Source organism: Acidovorax sp. ACV01 (assembly GCF_014851495.1).
Classification (GTDB): Bacteria; Pseudomonadota; Gammaproteobacteria; order Burkholderiales; family Burkholderiaceae_C; genus Acidovorax; species Acidovorax radicis.
Genome location: NZ_JACUZT010000002.1, coordinates 875,007 through 895,889, shown reverse-complemented (window position 1 = coordinate 895,889; position 20,883 = coordinate 875,007). Strand labels below are relative to the sequence as shown.

Here is a 20,883-nt window from a genome sequence, read left to right as displayed (position 1 = left end):
TTAATAGCTTCCAGCGCTTTTCCATCAATCGCCAGAGGCCAAAAACATTCATATTTTCAAAGCCTGTAGCGTGATGTAACGCTGCGGCGCCCCACCGCGAAGGCGACTTACCATGGCCGCTTCTTGCACCGAAGGAGCCGCCATGTCAAAAGCACCCACGCCCAGAACGCCCGCCACGCCCTCTCCACGCGCATTCAACAGAACACTGCTCGCCACTGCGGCCCTCATCACCCTGGTCGCCATCGCGGGCTGTGCCAGCGCCCCCTCGCAGTTCGCCTACACCGTGCCCGCCCAACCCGAAGGCTCGTCGGGCTACACCGAAAAGCCCGGCTGGGCCACCGAGAAATTCGCCGTGGCCGCTGCCAACCCCCTGGCCACCGATGCGGGCTACCAGATCCTCAAGGCCGGGGGCTCGGCCGTGGACGCGGCGATTGCCGTGCAGATGGTGCTGACCCTGGTCGAGCCGCAATCGAGCGGCATCGGTGGTGGCGCCTTCCTGCTGCACAGCACCGGCAAAACCGTGGAGGCCTATGACGGCCGGGAGACCGCGCCCGCTGCCGCCGACGAAAAACTGTTCCTCGGCGCTGATGGCAAACCCGTGCCTTTTTATGACGGCGTGGTAGGCGGCCGCTCGGTCGGCGTGCCCGGCACCGTGCGCATGCTGGAGCTGGCGCACAAGCAGCACGGCAAGCTGCCCTGGGCCACGCTGTTCCAGCCCGCCATCACCCTGGCTGAGGGTGGTTTCAAGGTGAGTGCGCGGCTTAATACGTTGGTGGCGGCCGATGCACACCTGAAGAAGGACCCGGTGGCCGCAGCCTACTTCTACAAGGCCGACGGTGACGCCCGCGACGTGGGCGTGAACCTGCGCAACCCCGAGCTGGCCGCCGTGCTGCGCAAGATTGCCGCCGAAGGCAGCAAGGCCCTGCACGAAGGCGAGATCGCCCAGGCCATCGTCGACAAGGTGCAAAAACACCCCACCAACCCCGGCAAGCTCAGCATGGCCGACCTGGCCGGCTACCAGCCCAAAAAGCGCGAGGCGCTGTGCCACGACTACCAGGTGGCCAGCAAAGATTTCCGCGTGTGCGGCTTTCCGCCGCCCAGCTCGGGCGCCATTGCCATCGGGCAAATCCTGGGCATCCTCAAGAACACCGACGCCGCCGCCAAGCCGCTGCAGGACGGCATCCCCTCGGCGGACTGGCTGTACCTGTACACCGAAGCCGCCCGCCTGGCCTTTGCCGACCGCGCGCAGTACGTAGGCGACCCGGACTTCGTGCAGCCGCCCGCCGGCAGCTGGAGCAGCCTGCTCGCCCCGGCCTACCTGGCCGAGCGTGCCAAGCTCATCGGCACGCAGAGCATGAAGGTCGCACAGCCCGGCAACCCCGGCGCGGTGAAGACCAGCTACGCCCCCATGCCCGACCAGCCCGAGTACGGCACCAGCCACATCAGCATCGTCGACGCGTTCGGCAACGCGGTGGCCATGACGACCACCATCGAAGACCAGTTTGGCGCACGGCAGATGGTCAAAGGGTTTTTGCTCAACAACGAACTCACCGACTTCAGCTTCGCGCCCGCCGACGCGCAGGGCCAGCCGATTGCCAACCGCGTACAGCCTGGCAAGCGCCCGCGCTCGTCCATGGCGCCCACGCTGGTGTTCGACAAGGCCACAGGCGAGTTGCTGATGAGCGGCGGCAGCCCCGGCGGCGCGGCCATCATCCACTACACAGCCAAGACGCTTTACGGCGTCTTCAACTGGGGCCTGATGCCGCAGCAGGCCATCAACCTGCCCAATTTCGGCTCCATGAACGGGCCGACGCTGCTGGAGGAAAAGCGCTTCCCGCCCGCCACGGTGGAAGCCTTGCGCGCCCGCGGCGCCGAGGTGCGCGAGATGAACATGACCAGCGGCCTGCAGGCGATCACGCTGGGCAACGCCCATGGCAAGAAGCTGTGGATGGGCGGCGCCGACCCACGGCGCGAGGGCGTGGTGATGGGCGACTGAGGATCAACTTCAAGCAAAAAATACCGCTACCGCTTTCTGGATAAGCGCCAGCAGCTATAAAAAAAAGAGCGTTCTGCAGTCCGTGTTGCAGAACGCTCTTTTTGCTGTGCACGCCGGGCGGCTGCCAGGGTGCGGGTGCAGTGCTGGCAATCGACCGCACTTCACACTACTGCGTCACCGCACCACAGGCTCAGCACCTCACTGCTCGGCAATCACATCCACAAACACCAGCGGCTCGGTGCCGGTGTTGACCAGGCCATGCGACTCGCCCTTGCGCACGATGGTCACGTCGCCCGGCTTCACCGCCACGTCCTTGCCGTCCTTGTCGCGGAAGGTGCCGCGCCCGGAAATGATGATGTAGGTGTCTTCGTTGGTCGTGTGCTTGTGAAAGCCGATGGAGTCGCCCGGCTGCAGCGTGAGCCAGCTGATCTCCTTGATCGCGTGATCCTTGAGCGCCTTGTCGCGCATGAAGGCGTATTCACCGACCAGCGTGCCCTTGCCGCCGCCTGCAGCCTCCTTGTTGGCCTTGATCAGATCTTCCTTGGTGAACACGTCGGCCAGCGCCGGTGCGGCAACCAATGCCAGTGCGATGGCGGCGCCTGCAGCGCGGGCCAGGGTTGTGTTGTGTGTTGTTGTCATGAAGTCTCCTCGGTGGATGAAGCCGCGCTGCGTTGGTGTTGACTTTGACGTCGATGCAGCCTGGTGCGGCGGCCACGCCTGCGTGCAGCGGGGCGTGTGCCGGGGAGCATGTTAGGCCCGAACGCGCCGCCTCGCTGCCAAGCCGTCAGGGTTCTGACGGTGTACCACTACAGCCACCGCGCCAGCACCTTCGGCACGCTCGCCACCAGCATCGCCACGCCCGACAGCGTCAGCATGCCCAGTACGATCTGCCGGAACCGCGCGTCGCTGATGCCGTGGTACAGCCGGGCGCCCAGCAGCGTGGGCACCAGCATGGCGGGGACCACGATGGCCAGCAGGGGCAGGGCCTCGCGGGTGATCAGGCCCGTGGCCGCGTAAGTCCCGAAGGTCACCAGCAACATCGCCAGGTTGAAGTTCTGGATGATGGCGCGCTGCACGTCCTTGTCCATGCCGCGCAGGGTGCACCACAGCGTGGGCAGCACGCCGGTGAAGCCGCCCAGGCCGCCCATCACCCCGCCGGCTAGGCCGACCACCGCGTCCGCCACACGCCCGCCGCGGGTGATGCGGGGCAACTGTTTTGCCATCAGCATGGCCGGGCACCACAGCACCAGCAGCGTGCCCAGCACGAGCTTGAAGGCGTCCATATCCAGGCGCGGTAGCACGGCCACGCCCAGCGGAATGCCCGCCAGGCCGCCCAGCACGAACGGCAGCAGCCGCGCCTTGTCAAAGCCGCGGCGCACCGAGAACGCCGCCACCAGCTGGCCGGTGAGCGCGCCGCACACCGTCAGCACCGCACCCAGGCGCGGCTCCAGCGTCCAGACCCAGAACGACATGGCCACCATGCCAAAGCCAAAGCCCGACAGGCCCTGCACAAATCCCGCCGCCACCGCCCCCAGGGCCACCACCCACAGCACTGATGAGTCCATCGCCTTCCCCTCCGTTGTTGCTGTGCATTGTGGAGAGTTCTCATAATCAAATCATCAGCAATTAATATCAAGCCATATTGATTTACTAATAGCCAAAAACCAGCCATGCCTGCGCATTTGCCGCTTGATCCCGACGCCATCCAGGCCCGCCTGGCCTCGCGCCTGAAGATGCGCCACCTGGTGCTGCTGCAGCAGATCGAAGCGCATGGCACCCTGACCCGCGTGGCGCACCACATGGCCACGAGCCAGCCGGCCATCACCCATGCGCTGGCCGAGCTGGAGGCGATTTTCGGCGCGCCGCTGTTCGAGCGGTCCACGCGCGGCATGGTGCCCACGGCGCTGGGCACCGTGGCGCTGGCCCGTGCGCGCACCCTGCTGCAGGACCTGGGCCACTGGGCGCGCGACATGGAGGCCGCCAGCGCTGGCCGCGCGGCGCACCTGCAGGTGGGGGTGATCCCGTTCGTGCCGGGGCGCCTGCTGGCTGCGGCCATTGGCCAGACGCGGCCCCGCGGCCTGCGTGCCACGGTGAGCATCCACGAAGGCACCAGCGACCACCTGCTGCAGCGCCTGCGCGGTCATGAGCTCGACTGCGTGATCGGCCGCACCTCCGCCGTGCTCGACATGCACGGGCTGGTGCACGAGGTGCTCTACCACCAGGAGCCGCGCCTCATCGCCCACCGCCGCCTGTCGGCGCGCCTGGCCCGCAAGCCCCTGGCCTGGGCCGAGCTGGCCGACCTGGACTGGGTGCTGGGCGCGCGGCAGACGCCCATGCGCGAGCAGATCACCGACTTCTTCCTGCGCGCGGGCGTGGTGCCGCCGCAGCCGTATGTGGAAAGCCTGTCGTCCAAGGTCATCGGCGAACTGGTGGCGGCCAGCGAACGGGCCGTGTCCATCGTGCCGGCCGACATCGCCCAGGAGCTGGTGCGCATCGCCGGCGTGGCCATCGTGCCGCACCGCTTCGGCTGGACGCTGCCGCCCATTACGCTGTTCCAGCGCCAGCGGGACGCGCAGCATGCCGAGGTGGCCCAGTTTGCGCAGGCGCTGCGCGAGGCGGCTGCGGCGTTCACGGCGGAGCAGGCCTGAGGGTTCGAGCCCCTCCGGCCGATCCCCTCAGAACCTGTTCAAAATCTTTTCGCGGATCGCATTGGAGCGCAATCGGGATGAGTGGATGCTTCGGATGCGCCGCATGGGCTCGTGCCCACGCAAGCAGCCGGGGCGTCCAATCGCCCGATTTCACTCCAACCCTTCGGACAAGTGCCTTGCCGGGCGGTCTGCGGCGTTGCGGTGCTTGCCAATAGCCGAGCTATTGGCTGCACCCCGCGCCTTGCATTCCATCCCGGCAAGACACTTGTGCGACCCCGAAAAGATCTTGAACAGGTTCTCAATACAACGTCGCCTGCTGCCGCGCTGGCAGCTCCTTGTCATACGCCGCGCCATCGAATGCACCGTGCGTGATGGACGCAAGGATGGCGCCGGGCGTCGGCACCGGGCGCGGGGTGCCAGGCGGCACGGCATCCCACAGGCGCGAGCGCTGGATGGCGCGGGCGCACTGAAAGAACACCGTCTCCACATCGACCACGATCACGCACTTGGGCGGCTGCCCGTTCACGACGAAGCGCGCGAGCAGATCGGGCGCCACGCTGATGCGGGCGCGGCCGTTCACGCGCAGGGTTTCACCCACGCCGGGGATGAGAAAGAGCAGCGCCACGCGCGGATCGACCACGATGTTGCGCAGGCTGTCGGCGCGGTTGTTGCCCCGACGCTCGGGCAGCAGCAGGGTTTTATCGTCCTGCAGCTGGACGAAGCCCGGAGGGTCACGACGCGGCGATGCATCGAGCCCACCCGGGCCGGTGGTGGCCAGCACCGCGAACGGCGAGGCCTCGATCATGGCGCGGTAGGCCGGGTGCACGTGGGGCACCTCCTTGTGCAGGGAGGCATCGCTGAGGGCCCCCAGCAGTGCATCCAGGCGCGCAAGGGTGTCAATGGCGTACTCGTCGCGGGGCGTGGTCATGGCGGTTTCTCTTTCGGGGGAGGACAAGGGACAGGCCATGGTGCGGCACGGCTGCCGCACTGACAAACGACATTCCCGCCCGGCATGCGTGACAAAACCGCACGCATGCAGCCCTGCAAGCCCCAGAATCTGCCCCGCTCCCTGTCCCAGGGGTTTTCGCGGCAGTTGCGGCGGATGCAGGCCACGTCGCGGGGCCGGCAGTACCTTGAACTGCGCGCAGCCCCGCAGGTCAGCGCGCGGGGCGCAGCTTGACGCCGGGGAAATCCACCGGCACCGCGAGCGCCACGTTCACGTAGTTGGTGAACAGGTTGAGCGCCACATGGGCGACGATCTCGACGATGTGCTCGTCGCTCAAGCCGTGGCCTCGCAGCGCCTGCACGTCGGCGGCATCGACCTGGCCGCGTTCGTTGACCAGTTGGAGCGCAAAGCGCAGCACGGCGGCGGTGCGCGGGTCGGCCGATTCGCCCGACTGCGCGGCGGCCAGGTCATCGCCGCTCACGCCCGCCTTGCGGCCCAGCGCCGTGTGGGCGGCCAGGCAGTAGTCGCAGGCATTGCGGTTGGCCACGGCCACGGCGATCTGCTCGCCCAGTGCAGCGCCGATCTGGCCACCGCCCAGCGCACCGAAGGCGCCCCACATGCTTTGCAGCGCCGCCGGCGAGTTGGCCACCGCGCGGAACATGTTGGGTGTGGCGCCGAAAGCGCCGTGGATCTGATCGAGCAGCGCGCGCGCCGGGCCGGTGGCGGTGGTGCGGTCCACAAGGGCAACGCGGACAGTGGAGAGGGCGGTAGCGGACATTGTGTTTTCCTTGAAAGTGTTGGCAGGTTGGGTGACCGGCGCCGTTGTGAAGGCCGGGTGCTGAAACACAGCACCTCTGCAGTGTCTTGGGTGGCGTCGCACAATTTGGCATAAATAATCCACAATTCATACCAAATCATCCAAACACCATGAATACCCTAGACAACTGCACCACGCCCTTGCCAACACCGGCGCCGGCACCCGTGCCGTTTGACCGGTTGTCGTCGCTGCTGGAGCGCTTTCGGGTGCGCGCCCATCTGTTCCACAGTGGGCCGCTGTGCGGCGTCACGCACTTTGCGGCGGCGCCCGGGCGTGGCTTTCTGCATGTGCTGCGGCACGGGGAAATGGTGGTCACCCACCAGCCCCAGGCGGGCCCACCGGAGCGGCTGGAGGTGCGCGAGCCCAGCCTGCTCTTCTATGCCCGGCCGCTGGAGCACTTCTTCCACAACGCGCCCACCGAGGGCTCGGACTTCACCTGCGCCGCACTGGACTTTGACGGCGGCGCCAGCCACCCGCTGGCCCGCGCCCTGCCCCCGCTGGTGTTGCTGCCCCTGGGCAAGGTGGACGGGCTGCAGCAGTCCCTGGACTTGCTGTTTGCCGAAACCGACCGCCTGCGCTGCGGGCACCGTGTGCTGGCCGACCGGCTCTTTGAAGTGGTGCTGCTGCAGCTGTTGCGCTGGCTGCTGGACCACCCCCAGGAGGCAGCCATGCCACCGGGCCTGCTCACGGGCCTGGCCGACCCGCCCCTGGCCCGCGCCCTCACCGCCCTGCACGATGCCCCGGGCCAGCCCTGGAGCCTGGCGCAGATGGCGGCGCAGGCGGGCATGTCGCGCAGCGCGTTTGCGGCGCGCTTCAAGGCGGTGGTGGGCGACACCCCCGCCGACTACCTGGCGCACTGGCGGCTGACGCTGGCGCAGGCCCATCTGCGCAACGGCCGGTCGTTGAAGTCGATTGCCAACGAGCTGGGTTATGCCAACCCCTCGGCGCTGTCGCGCGTGTTTGCGCAGAAGCTGGGCATGTCGCCCCGGGTCTGGCTGGAGGGCCTTGCCGCATAGCCAGCGGGCAAAGCCGATCCCCCTGCCCACCTCGACGCGGAGACCACGGGCCGCCACAATGTCCTGCGCCTGCCGCAAAGCACTTTTTTTAGGTTAAAACAGGCTCTGGCGCTTGTACTGATTGCGCAAGAAGCTATTTAATTGATAGCAAAAATCCGCAAATGGATCAGCTGCCGGAAAGGATGCACGCCATGAACGCCGCTCTCACCCAACTGGCTGCCGACTGTGGGCTGGCCAGCGACGCCCAGACCCCGCTGCGCCTCGCGTTTGGCCTGGCCTGTGTGCGACGCGTGCGCCACCTGCTGGAAGACCCGGAGGCCATCGCGGGCCTGGACACCCTGGCCGCGTTCACGGCAGGCACGGTGGATGCCGCCACGTTGGCCAACGCAGCCGCCCGGCTGAAGGAAGTGGCCTCGCACCACCGGGGCTCGCAGTCGCTGGACGGGTCGGCCCATGCCGCCGTGTCTGCCACCTACGCCGTGGCCAACGCGCTGGCGAGCCGGGCGCTGGAGGCCGCCAGCTACGCGGCCTATGCCACGGTGTACGCGTATGGGGGTATGCGGTGCAAGACCTCTCGGCCTTCGAGCCGGAGCACCAGTGGCAGGTGCTGGCATTGCAGCGGCTGCTGGACGATGCTCCGTCCGAACGGTCGGCAAAGCCTGTTGCCGCCAGCCAGCCCCGCGCATGAGCCGCCAGCAGATTCCTGCCGCGCTGGCCGCCCCGCTGCGCGCGATCCTGGAGGCCGAGCTGGCGCGGGGCAACGTCATCGACGAAGTGGCGGACTGGCCTCCCGTGTGCGAGCTGCTCGTCATCCTGCGCCGCCCGTTCGCGACGGCCTACCCGATCGGGCCTGGCGTGGAGTTCACCGCCATCGAAGACCGGCACTACTGGAAGTCCGAATACAACCTGGATGGCGGCCGGCAGACGCTGGCGTGCGGTTTTGGCTGAGCCGGGTGATCAGACGTTGATGGCCGCTGCCGACCCGGCCAGCTTGCGCAGCTCGAATTTCTGGATCTTGCCGGTGCTGGTCTTGGGCAGCTCGCCAAACACCACGGCGCGCGGCACCTTGAAGCCCGCCAGGTGCTTCTTGCAGTGGGCCACGATGTCTTCGGCCGTGGTCTGGGCGCCCGCCTTCAGCTCGACAAACGCGCAGGGCGTCTCGCCCCACTTGGCATCGGGCTTGGCCACCACGGCGGCGGCCAGCACGTCGGGGTGGCGGTAGAGCACGTCTTCCACCTCGATGGACGAGATGTTCTCGCCGCCCGAGATGATGATGTCCTTGCTGCGGTCCTTGATCTTGATGTAGCCGTCGAGGTACTGCACGGCTAGGTCGCCGCTGTGGAACCATCCGCCCACAAAGGCCTCGTCGGTGGCCTTGGGGTTCTTGAGGTAGCCCTTCATGGCGATGTTGCCCTTGAACATGATCTCGCCCATGGTTTCGCCGTCCTGCGGCACGGGCAACATGGTCTCCGGGTCCAGCACGCGCACGTCGCGCTCCAGGTGGTAGCGCACGCCCTGGCGGGCATTGAGGCGGGCGCGTTCGCCGATGTCGAGCAGGTCCCAGGCCTCGTGTTTGGCGCACACGGTGGCGGGGCCGTACACCTCGGTCAGGCCGTAGACATGGGTCAGGTCGAAGCCCATCTTCTCCATGCCTTCGATCATCGACGCCGGGGGCGCGGCACCCGCCACCATGGCCTTGACGCCCCCTTGTGCGAGGTTCTGCACACCGGCCTTCATTGCATCCGGCGCATTGACCAGCAGGCCGTGCACGATGGGCGCGCCGCAGTAGTGCGTCACGCCATGCTGGCGGATCGCGTCGAAGATGGCCTGGGCGTCCACGCGGCGCAGGCACACGTTCACGCCCGCGCGGGCCGCCACCGTCCAGGGAAAGCACCAGCCGTTGCAGTGGAACATGGGCAAGGTCCACAGGTACACGGCGTGCTTGGGCATGTCCCACTCCAGCACGTTGCTGATGGCATTGCTGGCCGCGCCCCGGTGGTGGTAGACCACGCCCTTGGGGTTGCCCGTGGTGCCACTGGTGTAGTTGAGCGCAATCGCATCCCACTCGTCGTCGGGCAGGCTCCAGGCAAAAGTCGGGTCACCCGTGGCGACAAAGGCTTCGTAGTCCGTGCCGCCCAGGCTCTGCGCGGCAGGGCCGTACAGCACGTCCTGCACCTCGATCACGCGGATGGGCGTGGTGCCAGTGCGCAGGGCCAGCGCCTTGGCCATGGTGCCGGTGAACTCGGGGTCCACGATGACGGCCTTGGCCTCGCCGTGGTCGAGCATGAAGGCAATGGCCTCCGGGTCCAGCCGGGTGTTGAGCGCATTGAGCACGGCGCCTGCCATGGGCACGCCAAAGTGTGCCTCCACCATGGGTGGGGTGTTGGGCAGCATGACGGCCACCGTGTCGTTCTTGCCGATACCTGCCTGCACCAGGGCACTGGCCAGCTGGCGGCAGCGCGCGTAGGTTGCCCCCCAGGTCTGGCGCAGCGGGCCATGCACGATGGCCAGGCGGTCGGGGTAGACCTCAGCCGTGCGCTCGATGAACGACAGGGGGGACAAGGCAGCGAAGTTGGCTTCGGTGCGAGGCAGGTGCTGGTCAAAAATGGAGGTCATGGGCGGCGGGTGTGGGTGAACAGATCACAGACTACCGCCCCAGGCTGACTCAAACCCTTCGGCGGCGACTCTGCTTGACACGGTACATCGCCGCGTCGGCGCTGGCCAGCAGCGTGTGCGCATCCTGGGCATCGCGCGGGAACAGGCTCACGCCAATGCTGGCGCGCATGGGCAGCGGCTGGCCTTCGATCTGCAGCGGGGCCTCGAAAGCAAGCTCCAGCTTGGCGGCGATCTGCAAAGCGGCGTCCTCGGAATCCACGTTTTCGCACAGCACGGTGAACTCGTCGCCCGCGAGCCGGGCCACGGTGTCGGCCTGGCGCACGGCACCCACGATGGTGCGGGCCACGGCCTGCAGCACCAGATCGCCCACGGCATGGCCCCGCTCGTCGTTGACGGCCTTGAAATCGTCCAGATCCACAAACAGCAGGGCACAGTCCCGTCCGCTGCGGCGCGACAGCTCCAGCGCCTGCGCCAGGCGCTGCTCGAACATGCGGCGATTGGGCAGGCCAGTGAGCGCATCGTGGTGCGCCAGATGGGCCATGGCATCGCGGCTGGCGTTGAGCTCCGTCATCTGGCGGCTGATCTGCTGCTCCATGTCCTGAAAGCTGCGCGCAAGCTCGCCCACCTCATCCTCGCGCTGCACGGGCAGCACATCGTGCGAGCGGCCCTGCGTCAGAGCCTGCGTGGCCCGCACCATGGTCTTGAGCGGCTGCGTGACCACGCGCGACACCCACCCCGCCAGTACCACGCCCACGGCGCTCAGCACCAGCAGGATCTTGAGGATGCTGTTGCCCAGATTCACCACCTCCCCCTGCACCGCAGCCAGCGGCTGCGAGAGCCCCACCACCATGAACCGCTCTTCTCCCTGGCGCCCGAAAGGCATGCGCACGAACGAGAAGACACGGGCCTCGTCATCGTCAGTGCCAGGCTGGCTGAGGACCACCTCTTCCTGGCGGCCCTCGACCAGTGCAGCCACGGGCGCAAAGCTGTCCTGGATCAGGATCCGTTGGCCCCGGTCGAACCCGAAGGCCTGGCTGGCGTCCGGGTGCACCAGAAAGTCGCCCCAGCGGTTGCTGAGGAAGAAGCCATAGGGCGCGGGCAATGCCGTGTTGAAATTGCGCAAAAACTGCTGCGCCGCCACACGCACCACCACCACACCACGCACCTGCCCCCCCCGCACCACGGGCGAGGCCATGCTGAACACGGGCAGCGGTTCGGCATCGGCAGCGCCTTCGTGGTTGATGCCGAACTCCGACACGTAGACCTCGCCCGGCGCCAGCGCCAGGGTTTCAAACACAAAGGGGAAGTGGGCCTTCTCCTGCAGTTCTTCCTCGCTGGCACGTATCCAGGCATCGCCCCTGCGGTCAATACGCACCAGCTCCAGGCCAAAGTCCTGCACACCGATGAAGCGGATCTGCTGGTAGCTCGGGTGGGTGATCAGGCTGGCCCGGAACACATCGGCCAGCACGTTTTTGTCCTGCTCGATGGCCGCCACACTGGCCAGAAAGGCCGTATCGCGCGACACGGTGCCGAAACCGGCCTGCATGTGGCGCGCCAGCACCTGCGTGGTGGCCAGCAGCGACTGTTCGGCCCGCCCCTGCAGGCGTACCCGGCTGGAATCAAAGGTGTAGTAGCCCGCCAGAACGGCCGCAAAGACACTGAAGGACGCGAGCAGCACCCCCAGCCGCAGCGCAATGCCCCATTTCATGCGGGTTTTCATGGTTCAGAACCGGTTCGGTCGGTCGCCCGACAGGATGCGCTGCCACAGTTGTGCACGGCGGGCCTCATCTTCCACGGGCTCCAGCCACACGATGGCGCCCGCAGGGGCATCGTCAGACAGCGCGGGCGGCTCGTCGAGGGTGTTGGCCAGCCCCTGGCGCCGGGTCAACTCGCGGCTGACGGAAGGATCGAGCATGTAGTTGATCCACTCGGTGGCCAGCGCCACCTGGGTGGACCGGCGGGTGATAGCCCAGCAGTCCAGCCAGGCCAGCGCGCCTTCGCGCGGCACCACATAACCCACATCCAACCCCGCATCCCGCAATTGCTTGAGCTGCTGCTGGCCGTAGTTGGCATGCATGACCGCGATGCGGTGTTTGCGAAACAGCTCCAGCGACTCTTCGGGCAGGCTGTAAAACGAGCGCACGTTGCGGCGCAAGGCCACCAGGTCCTTCGCCAGAGGTCCAAACTGCGCAGCGGGGATCTGGAACGGCGGGAGCCCCCGGTGCATCGCCGCCAGGGAAAAGCCATGGCTGCTGCCATCAAACGCCAGCACGCGGCCCCGCCAGCGGGGGTCCCACAGCACGGCGATGGAGTTGGGGGGCGTGCTGATCTGCTGGCGGTCGTAGATGAGCCCCATCTCGGAATAGGTGTAGGGCATCGCGTACACGTCCGTGCCCTGAGCAATGCCCGCGATGGCATGCAGTTGCCGAAAGCGTGGCAGCTGGCGCCCGGTGTTTGGAATGTTGTGTATGGGCAACGGTGCAAGCAGGCGGCGGGCCACCAGCCGCGAAATTTCGGCCGTGTTGGCGGCCACCAGGTCAAAACCGGCCCCCTGTGGGTTGGCCAGCTTGGCACGCAACACGTCGTCAGAAGCGACGGTGGTGATCTCCACCTTGGCGCCATGGCGCTTCTCGAACACCGCCACGATATCGGGGTCGGCATACCCAGGCCAGGACAGCACACGCAGCACCGGCGCCGCCTGCGCGGCCGTTGGCCACAGGCCTGCCGCCGCCAGCGGCAGCAGCACAGCCACATCCCGGCGCCGCAGCCTGTGCTGCGCCGAAGTGCCCGTCCCACCCACCGCCTGCTGCCGCCACGTGACTGCCATGCCGAAAGCCCCGCTTCTGCAATATCTGGTAACAAATAGTTTACGCGGACAATAGGCGGTGTGACGATCCCACAGTCTTTCATTCAGGAACTGCTCGCCCGCGTCGACGTGGTCGACATCGTGGGCCGCTACGTGCAACTGAAGAAAGGCGGCGCCAATTTCATGGGGCTATGCCCCTTCCACGGCGAAAAATCTCCATCCTTCAGCGTCAGCCCCGCCAAGCAGTTCTATCACTGCTTTGGCTGCGGCAAGAACGGCAACGCCATCAGCTTCTTGATGGAGCACGCGGGCATGGGCTTCGTCGAGGCGGTGCAGGACCTGGCCCAACAGGTGGGCCTGCAGGTGCCCGACGACGACATCTCTCCCCAGGAGAAAGAGCGCGCCGCCGCCGCGCGCCAGAAGCAGGCCACGCTGACCGATGTGCTGGAGAAGGCGGGCGATGCCTACCGCCGCCAGTTGCGCGAGTCGCAGCGCGCCATCGCGTACTTCAAGGGCCGTGGCGTCTCGGGTGCGGTGGCCAAGCGCTACGGCCTGGGCTATGCCCCCGAAGGCTGGCGCAGCCTGGCCAGTGTGTTTCCGCACTACGACGACCCGCTGCTGGAAGAAAGCGGCCTGGTCATCGTGGGCGAAGACGGGCAGGACAAGCGCTATGACCGCTTTCGCGACCGGGTGATGTTCCCCATCCGCAACGTCAAGGGCGAATGCATCGGCTTTGGCGGCCGCGTGCTGGGCGACGACAAGCCCAAATACCTGAACTCTCCCGAAACCCCGGTGTTCCACAAGGGCCGCGAGCTGTACGGCCTGTTCGAGGCCCGTACCCCCATCCGCGAGCATGGCTACGCGCTGGTCACCGAGGGCTACATGGACGTGGTGGCCCTGGCGCAGCTCGGGTTTCCGAACGCGGTGGCCACGCTGGGCACGGCCTGCACGCCCGAGCATGTACAAAAACTGCTGCGCTTTACCGAATCGGTGGTGTTCAGCTTCGACGGAGACGCCGCCGGCCGGCGCGCCGCGCGCAAGGCGCTGGACGGCGCCCTGCCCCACGCCACCGACACGCGCAGCATCAAGTTTCTGTTTCTGCCGGCCGAGCACGACCCGGACAGCTTCATTCGCGAGCACGGCACCGATGCCTTTGCCCGGCACGTGAGCGAGGCTGTGCCGCTCAGCCGCTTCCTGGTCGAATCGGCAAGCGACGGCTGCGACCTGGCCACGGCCGAGGGCCGCGCCCACATGGCCAGCAACGCGCGCCCGTTGTGGTCAGCCCTGCCCGACGGCGTGCTCAAGCGCCAGGTGCTGGGCGAACTGGCGGACCTGACCCAGCTCAAGGCGCAGGACCTGGCAGACCTGTGGGGCCAGGCCACGGCGCGCGAGGCACCGCGGTCCTCCTACTCCGGCCACACCAGCGCAGGTAGTGCGCCAGCCCGGCAGGCCCCCGCTTCCTATGATCACGAGCCGCCGTCCTGGGACGCCCCGCCCGACGCCGGCACATGGCCGCCGCAGGGGGAACCGGGCGGAGGATATGACGGCGGATACCAAGGCGGCTACGGCGGCGGTGGCAACGGGAGCGGTGGCCATGGCAGCAGCTACGGCAACAAGCCTCCGTTCCGCAAGGGCGGCGACTGGAAGAGCAACTGGAAAAAAAGGGACAAGGACGCCCCCTGGCCACCCCAGCCACGCCTGCCACGCACGCCCACCGCCAGCCGCACCGACCATGCCGCGCGCCTGCTGCTGTCGCATATGGCGTTTCTGGAAGAGCTGACCCACGACGACCACGCCACCCTGTGTGCGCTGCAGCCGCCCCACGGCCCGCTTTTTGGCTGGCTGGAGGCGCAGTTTCACGAACACGGCCCCCTAGCTTGGGCCGTGCTACGCGAGAGCCTGCGCGAGCACGAGTGCGAGGCGCTGGCCGTGAAGGTGATGACAGGCTCGCACGCCCAAACCGAAGGCGACCTGCAGGAGCTGCGCACGGAACTGCGGGACCTGCTCAGCCGCATGCAGATCGAAGACATAGAGGATCAGCAAAAACTGCTGATGCTGCAAGCCGCCACGGACCCGACCGCCCTGGAGCGCTACCGTGCGCTGGAACAAAAACGCAGGGTTTTGCTGGGAGTGGCTGTCAAGGCCGCTTGAAATCCCGTCAAGCGGTATAATGTAGGGTTAGTTAGCGGCAAGAGCGACAGCAGCACCTCCGAACCGGGCCACCGTGACAAACGCGCACAACCAGCCCAACCATCGCAAGGACTGCACACCAAATGATCGCCCAGACATCTTGCCCCTGAGGGCCTCCCCTCAAAGCGCGAAGCCCTTGTAGCTTTGCGTTGCCACCCGCGCCGGGACCTGAGGCGCTTGCGTTTTCTTTGTGTCCGTTTTTGATCCTGAGGTTGTTCCATGCCCGCTCAAAAGTCCGCGAAGCCATCCAAGTCTGCTCCAGGCCCTGCCGCAAAGGCTGTCTCCAAAACCGCTGCCAAAGCCCCGGCCAAGGCTGCTCCGAAAAAAGCCGCCGCCGCGCCCGCCCCGGTTGCCAAGAAAGTGAAAACTGTGCCTGTGAAAAGTTCTGCCGAGCTGACAAAAGCTGCTGATGAATTGCTGAAGAAGAAGCCCGCAACCGCCAAGGCGGCCGCATCGGACGACGACGAGACCCCCAAGAAGCGCCCCGGCCGTCCTGCCAAGGCCGCAGGTGCCGCAGACGCCAAGGCTGCCCCCGCCAAACGTGGCCGCAAGCCCAAGGCTGCGGCTGCTGGTGGTGACGAAGGCGGCGACGATACCGACCTGTCCGACATCGAAGCCGACCTGGAAGGTGAAGTCGAAGAGACCACCGAAACCGCAGCCACGGTCGAGAAGGTCAAGCCCCTGCGCATGAAGATCAGCAAGGCGAAGGAACGCGCCTTGATGAAGGAATTCGGCCTGGACGAGACCGTCCTGTCCGAAGAAGACATGGCCAAGCGCCGTGCGCGCCTGAAGGCACTGATCAAGCTGGGCAAGACCCGCGGCTACCTCACGCACGTTGAAATCAACGACCACTTGCCCGACAAGCTGGTCGACGCCGAAACCCTCGAAGCCGTCATCACCACGCTGAACGACCTGGGTGTGGCGGTGTACGAGCAGACGCCCGACGCCGAAGCGCTGATCATCACGGACAACGCCCCCGCCGGCGCCACCGAGGAAGAAGCCGAAGAAGCCGCCGAAGCCGCCCTGTCCACCGTGGACTCGGAATTCGGCCGCACCACCGACCCGGTTCGCATGTACATGCGTGAAATGGGCACCGTGGAGCTGCTGACCCGCGAAGGCGAAATCGAGATCGCCAAGCGCATCGAAGGCGGGCTGATGGCCATGATGGAGGCGATCAGCGCATCGCCCGCCACCATCGCCGAGATCCTGAACATGGGCGAAGACATCCGCGAGGGAAAGGTCGTCATCTCGACCATCGTGGACGGCTTCTCCAACCCCAACGAGGCCGACGACTATGTGGCCGAAGAAGACTTCGACGAATTCGACGAAGCCGATGACGACGACGGCAAGGGCGGCTCCAAGGCGCTGACCAAGAAGCTCGAAGAACTCAAGAAGCAGGCGCTGGAGCGCTTTGACAAGCTGCGCGAGCTGTTCGAAAAAGTGCACAAGGTGTACGACAAGGAAGGCTACGGCACGCCCGCCTACGTCAAGGCGCAAGCCGCTTTGTCCGCCGAGCTGATGACCATCCGCTTCACCGCCAAGACCATCGAGAAGCTGTGCGACATGGTGCGCGGCCAGGTGGACGACGTGCGCAAGAAGGAGCGCGAGCTGCGCCGCATCATCGTGGACAAGTGCGGCATGCCGCAGGAAACCTTCATCAAGGACTTCCCGCCCAACCTCTTGAACCTGCAGTGGGTCGAGAAGCAGGCCAACGCCGGCAAGCCCTGGTCGTCCATCATTGCGCGCAACATCCCGCCCATCCAGGATCTGCAGCAAAAGCTGATGGACCTGCAGTCGCGCGTGGTGGTGCCGCTGACCGAGCTCAAGGGCATCAACAAGCGCATGAACGAAGGTGAAGCCACCTCGCGCGATGCCAAGAAGGAAATGATCGAGGCCAACCTGCGCCTCGTGATCTCCATCGCCAAGAAGTACACGAACCGCGGCCTGCAGTTCCTCGATCTGATCCAGGAAGGCAACATCGGCCTGATGAAGGCCGTGGACAAGTTCGAATACCGCCGCGGCTACAAGTTCTCGACCTACGCCACCTGGTGGATCCGCCAGGCCATCACCCGCTCGATCGCCGACCAGGCGCGCACCATCCGTATCCCGGTGCACATGATCGAGACGATCAACAAGATGAACCGCATCAGCCGCCAGCACTTGCAAGAGTTCGGCTTCGAGCCCGATGCGTCCATCCTGGCGGCCAAAATGGAGATCCCGGAAGACAAGATCCGCAAGATCATGAAGATCGCCAAGGAGCCGATCTCCATGGAAACGCCGATCGGCGACGACGACGACAGCCACCTGGGCGACTTCATCGAGGACGGTGCCAATACCGCCCCCATCGAAGCCGCGATGCAGGCCGGCCTGCGCGACGTGGTCAAGGACATCCTGGATGGCCTCACGCCCCGCGAAGCCAAGGTGCTGCGCATGCGCTTCGGTATCGAGATGACCAGCGACCACACGCTGGAAGAAGTGGGCAAGCAGTTTGACGTGACCCGCGAACGCATCCGCCAGATTGAAGCCAAGGCGCTGCGCAAATTGAAGCACCCCTCGCGCTCGGACAAGCTGCGCAGCTTCATCGACTCGCTGTAATTCTGGCGCTGCCCACGACACGCTGAATCCATACAGCCGTTCAGCCCGACGCCCTGCCCCGCCATTGCGGAGCAGGGCGTTTTTCATGGCGGGCCACGCGGGCCGGGCGTGTTTACCCTGATACTCTCGACAGCAGACTGACAGCTTGGATGGTGACCATTGCCATCACATTCCATCAAGAATGGGGAGACTTCCATGCAGCAGTATCCACCGCCCCTTCTGGGAGTCTGTCGGACTTGGAGTGTCGAACGCGAAAACCGTAGGTTTCACCAAAATTGGCCACAGCGAGGACAGTTTTTGCCGGATTTGCATCCCCATAGCCCGGCTATGGGGCAAAAAGACGGTGGAAAAATGGACCGCTGCGGTCAATTTTCAGCCGACGATTTCCAAGTCCGACAGGCTCCTGGAAACGGTTGCGCAACGAAGTCGGCCGTGCTGTCCGGTTGCGTGAAGGACATGCTTCCCATCCCTGTGTTTTCACGAGGTACACCATGACCCCCATTGACCGCCGCAAGGCACTCGCCCACGCTGTGCTCGCAGCAACGGCGTGGACCACATTCACCCCGGCCGCCTGGTCACAAGCCAACACCACGGCAGGCCGTGCCGCTCCAGCCAAGCCCCCCAAACTGGCGGGCACCCTGCGCATCGTGATCCCCGCCAACCCGGGCGGTGGCTGGGACCAGACGGGCCGGGCGCTGGGCGCAGCCCTCGCCGCCGTGGGTGCGGCGGACCAGATTGAGTACGAAAACATCGGCGGTAAGGGCGGAACCATTGGCCTGGCCAAGTACGCCGAGAAATACGGCAACGATGCCAACACCCTGCTGATGGGCGGCATGGTGATGGTGGGCGCAGTGGCGCTGCAAAAGCCCGCTGTGGACATGACCCACATACAACCCCTGGCACGGCTCACCAGTGACTACTTGGTGGCAGCCGTGGCAGCCAAGTCCCCCATCAAGAACACCAAGGATCTGGCCGACGCCATGCGCGCCGACCTGCGCGCCCTGCCGGTGGCCGGCGGCTCGGCTGGCGGGGTGGACCACATCTTCGCCGGGGTGCTGGCCCGAGCATCCAAGGCCAAGCCGGAAGACCTGGTCTACAAGCCTTTCCCCGGCGGCTCCGAGGTAGTGGATGCCCTGGTGTCTGGCAGTGCGGCCATGGGGCTGTCGGGCTACAGCGAATTCAGCGATGCGATTGCGGCGGGCAAGCTGCGCGCCATCGGGGTGTCGTCCCGCCGCAGCGCCTTCGGCCTGCCCTCCTTTCGCGAGCAGGGGCTGGACGCCACCATGGCCAACTGGCGGGGCGTGCTCACCGGCAAGGGGGTGCCAGCCTCCCGCATGGCCGAGATGCTGGCCGCCGTGGAGGCCGCCACCGCCCATGAATCCTGGCTGCGCACGCTCAAAAGCAATCGTTGGGAACCCTCTTGGCTGACGGGCAAGGATTTGGCAGAGTTCATGGAACTGGACCTCACCACGGCGCGCGTCATGGTGTACCTGCTCAAGCTGAAGGCTTGAACCACTCCCTGAGTCGCTTCGCGCTGCTGCGCTTGTTCACTCCAGGGGAATTCCGCCTCTAAGGAGCCGCTGATGAAAATGTCCAACCACTCCATCGGCGCACGCATGGCGACCGCGCTGGGCCTGGTGCTTGCGCTGCTGCTGGGCGCCGCGCTGTTCGGCATCGCGGCCCTGTACCGCAGCCTGGGCACCTACGAGACCACGGTGCAGGAGCGCGTAGCCCAGGAACGCGCGGTGAGCCGCATGGAAAATGAGTTCAAGACCCAGGTGCAGGAGTGGAAAAACACCCTGCTGCGGGGTGAGGATTCGCGCAAGCGCGAGCTGCACTGGGCGGCGTTCCAGGCCAGTGAGAAGCGCGTGGCCGACGCCGCCAAGGCGCTGGAGCCCCAACTGACCGACGCCCAGGAAAAGGCGGCGCTGCAGAAATTCACCCAGGCCCATGCGCAAATGGCGCAGGGCTACCGCAAAGGTTTTGAAGTGTTCCAGTCGCTCGGCTTCGTGCCCTCTGCGGGTGACGCGGACGTGGCCGACATCGACCAGGGCCCTGCCAAGCTGCTCACCGCACTGAGCGAGCAGGTGGCCGCCAGCAGTGCGGCCATTGCCGAACAGGCGGCGCTGAATGCGCGGCGTGCACTCATCAGCAGCCTGGTGGCGCTGGCACTGGTCACCGCCCTGGGCGGCTGCGCGGGCTGGCTGCTCACGCGGTCGGTGGTGCGCCCGCTGCGGGTAGCGGTCTCGGTGGCCAACAAGGTGGCGGCGGGCGATCTGACCACGACCATTCTGGTCGACGGCAAGGACGAACCCGCGCGGCTGCTGGAAGCCCTGCGCACCATGCAGGAAAACCTGGAAAACGTGGTGTCGGGCGTGCGCAGCAACGCCGAGGGCGTGGCCAGTGCCAGCGCCGAAATTGCCCAAGGGAACGTGGACCTGAGCATGCGCACCGAAGAGCAGGCATCGTCGCTGGACGAAACCACGTCTTCGATGCAGCAGCTGCAGGCCACCGTGCAGCAGAACGCCTCCAACGCCCAACGCGCCAGCGAGCTGGCCCGCAATGGCGCGTCGGTGGCCCAGCGCGGGGGCGATGTGGTGACGCAGATGGTGACGGTGGTCCAGGGCATCCAGGACAGCTCGCGCCGCATTTCCGACATCATTGGCGTCATCGACAGCATCGCGTTTCAGACCAACATCCTGGCGCTCAACGCCGCCGTAGAGGCTGCGCGCGCAGGCGAGCAGGGGCGCGGCTTTGCCGTGGTGGCCAGCGAGGTGCGCAACCTGGCCACCCGCAGCGCCAGCGCCGCGCGCGAGATCAAGGCGCTGATCCAGACCAGCGTGGAGCGCGTGCAGGCCGGCTCTGACCTGGCCCGCAATGCGGGCAGCACCATGGGTGAAGTCGTTTCCTCGATCCAGGGCGTGAGCACGCTCATGGACGAGATCAGCCAGGCCAGTGCTGCCCAGACCTCCGACATGCTGCGCGTCACCCAGGCCATTGTGCGCATGGACGAAACCACCCAGCAAAACGCCGCGCTGGTGGAAGAAAGTGCTGCCGCAGCCGGCAGCCTGAGCGGCCAGGCCCGCCAGCTGGTGGAGGCCGTGGAGGTGTTCCGCCTGCGCGGCAGCCACCGCACCCTGGCACTGCCACCTGCGGCACATTGAATGCGTACCAGGGATGTACAAACCTGGTTGCTACATTTTATATAGCAACAAAACGATACCCAGAAAGCGCTAGGCACCAATTTTTTTTA

Annotated in this window: 16 protein-coding genes; 9 read left to right on the top strand and 7 right to left on the bottom strand. The window is 66.2% G+C overall.

Annotated features, from left to right (window positions below; all coding sequences use genetic code 11):
• Positions 1 to 142: 142 nt before the first annotated feature.
• Positions 143 to 1,996 (top strand): gamma-glutamyltransferase family protein, encoded by a 1,854-nt coding sequence (locus IB243_RS08570; protein WP_225584802.1) that lies wholly within the window; start codon positions 143 to 145, stop codon positions 1,994 to 1,996.
• A 198-nt stretch (positions 1,997 to 2,194) separates the two neighbouring features.
• Here the strand turns inward: IB243_RS08570 and IB243_RS08565 are convergent, their stop codons facing one another.
• Both IB243_RS08565 and IB243_RS08560 read right to left on the bottom strand, forming a co-directional pair.
• Positions 2,195 to 2,635 (bottom strand): cupin domain-containing protein, encoded by a 441-nt coding sequence (locus IB243_RS08565; protein ID WP_225584801.1) that lies wholly within the window; start codon positions 2,633 to 2,635, stop codon positions 2,195 to 2,197.
• A 167-nt stretch (positions 2,636 to 2,802) separates the two neighbouring features.
• The gene (locus IB243_RS08560; RefSeq protein WP_192426283.1) at positions 2,803 to 3,561 is read right to left on the bottom strand and encodes a sulfite exporter TauE/SafE family protein; all 759 of its coding nucleotides are present in this window, start codon (positions 3,559 to 3,561) and stop codon (positions 2,803 to 2,805) included.
• A 105-nt stretch (positions 3,562 to 3,666) separates the two neighbouring features.
• Between IB243_RS08560 and IB243_RS08555 the strand changes: the two genes are divergently transcribed.
• The gene (locus IB243_RS08555) at positions 3,667 to 4,644 is read left to right on the top strand and encodes a LysR substrate-binding domain-containing protein (protein WP_192426281.1); all 978 of its coding nucleotides are present in this window, start codon (positions 3,667 to 3,669) and stop codon (positions 4,642 to 4,644) included.
• A gap of 298 nt (positions 4,645 to 4,942) precedes the next feature.
• On the opposite strand, the gene IB243_RS08550 is transcribed toward IB243_RS08555, so the two are convergent.
• Both IB243_RS08550 and IB243_RS08545 read right to left on the bottom strand, forming a co-directional pair.
• The gene (locus IB243_RS08550; RefSeq protein WP_192426279.1) at positions 4,943 to 5,572 is read right to left on the bottom strand and encodes a pyridoxamine 5'-phosphate oxidase family protein; all 630 of its coding nucleotides are present in this window, start codon (positions 5,570 to 5,572) and stop codon (positions 4,943 to 4,945) included.
• 229 nt (positions 5,573 to 5,801) lie between these two features.
• Positions 5,802 to 6,368: a carboxymuconolactone decarboxylase family protein gene (locus tag IB243_RS08545; protein WP_192426277.1), complete on the bottom strand. Its 567-nt coding sequence runs from the start codon at positions 6,366 to 6,368 to the stop codon at positions 5,802 to 5,804.
• Between the two features lie 149 nt (positions 6,369 to 6,517).
• On the opposite strand from IB243_RS08545, the gene IB243_RS08540 reads away from it, so the two are divergent.
• The 3 genes from IB243_RS08540 (at position 6,518) to IB243_RS08530 (ending at position 8,371) form a co-directional block, all read left to right on the top strand.
• Positions 6,518 to 7,423 carry an AraC family transcriptional regulator gene (locus IB243_RS08540; protein WP_192426275.1) on the top strand — a complete coding sequence of 302 codons (906 nt, stop codon included), beginning with the start codon at positions 6,518 to 6,520 and terminating at the stop codon, positions 7,421 to 7,423.
• 562 nt (positions 7,424 to 7,985) lie between these two features.
• Complete coding sequence (locus IB243_RS27420; RefSeq protein ID WP_370540325.1) at positions 7,986 to 8,111, top strand: hypothetical protein; 126 nt, start codon at positions 7,986 to 7,988, stop codon at positions 8,109 to 8,111.
• Positions 8,108 to 8,371 carry a hypothetical protein gene (locus tag IB243_RS08530; protein WP_192426273.1) on the top strand — a complete coding sequence of 88 codons (264 nt, stop codon included), beginning with the start codon at positions 8,108 to 8,110 and terminating at the stop codon, positions 8,369 to 8,371. Before IB243_RS27420 ends, IB243_RS08530 begins: the two co-directional genes overlap by 4 nt.
• A 9-nt stretch (positions 8,372 to 8,380) precedes the next feature.
• Here IB243_RS08530 and IB243_RS08525 read toward each other — a convergent pair whose 3' ends face one another.
• From IB243_RS08525 to IB243_RS08515, 3 genes are read right to left on the bottom strand one after another with little or no spacing between them, the layout of a single operon-like run.
• The gene (locus tag IB243_RS08525; protein ID WP_192426271.1) at positions 8,381 to 10,039 is read right to left on the bottom strand and encodes an acyl-CoA synthetase; all 1,659 of its coding nucleotides are present in this window, start codon (positions 10,037 to 10,039) and stop codon (positions 8,381 to 8,383) included.
• A gap of 49 nt (positions 10,040 to 10,088) precedes the next feature.
• Positions 10,089 to 11,747, bottom strand: a complete 1,659-nt coding sequence (locus IB243_RS08520) for a diguanylate cyclase domain-containing protein (protein WP_192426372.1) — start codon at positions 11,745 to 11,747, stop codon at positions 10,089 to 10,091.
• Between the two features lie 15 nt (positions 11,748 to 11,762).
• Positions 11,763 to 12,866, bottom strand: coding sequence for a PotD/PotF family extracellular solute-binding protein (locus tag IB243_RS08515; RefSeq protein ID WP_192426269.1), 1,104 nt, complete (start codon positions 12,864 to 12,866; stop codon positions 11,763 to 11,765).
• Between the two features lie 60 nt (positions 12,867 to 12,926).
• On the opposite strand from IB243_RS08515, the gene dnaG reads away from it, so the two are divergent.
• From dnaG to IB243_RS08495, 4 genes are all read left to right on the top strand, one after another.
• A complete protein-coding gene (gene dnaG, locus IB243_RS08510) occupies positions 12,927 to 14,996 on the top strand; it encodes a DNA primase (protein WP_192426266.1) in 2,070 nt (689 codons plus the stop codon).
• A 258-nt stretch (positions 14,997 to 15,254) separates the two neighbouring features.
• Positions 15,255 to 17,630: an RNA polymerase sigma factor RpoD gene (gene rpoD / locus IB243_RS08505; RefSeq protein WP_029414108.1), complete on the top strand. Its 2,376-nt coding sequence runs from the start codon at positions 15,255 to 15,257 to the stop codon at positions 17,628 to 17,630.
• 491 nt (positions 17,631 to 18,121) lie between these two features.
• A complete protein-coding gene (locus IB243_RS08500; RefSeq protein WP_192426264.1) occupies positions 18,122 to 19,141 on the top strand; it encodes a tripartite tricarboxylate transporter substrate binding protein in 1,020 nt (339 codons plus the stop codon).
• A 72-nt stretch (positions 19,142 to 19,213) separates the two neighbouring features.
• Positions 19,214 to 20,794 carry a methyl-accepting chemotaxis protein gene (locus IB243_RS08495; RefSeq protein WP_010464103.1) on the top strand — a complete coding sequence of 527 codons (1,581 nt, stop codon included), beginning with the start codon at positions 19,214 to 19,216 and terminating at the stop codon, positions 20,792 to 20,794.
• Positions 20,795 to 20,883 lie beyond the last annotated feature (89 nt).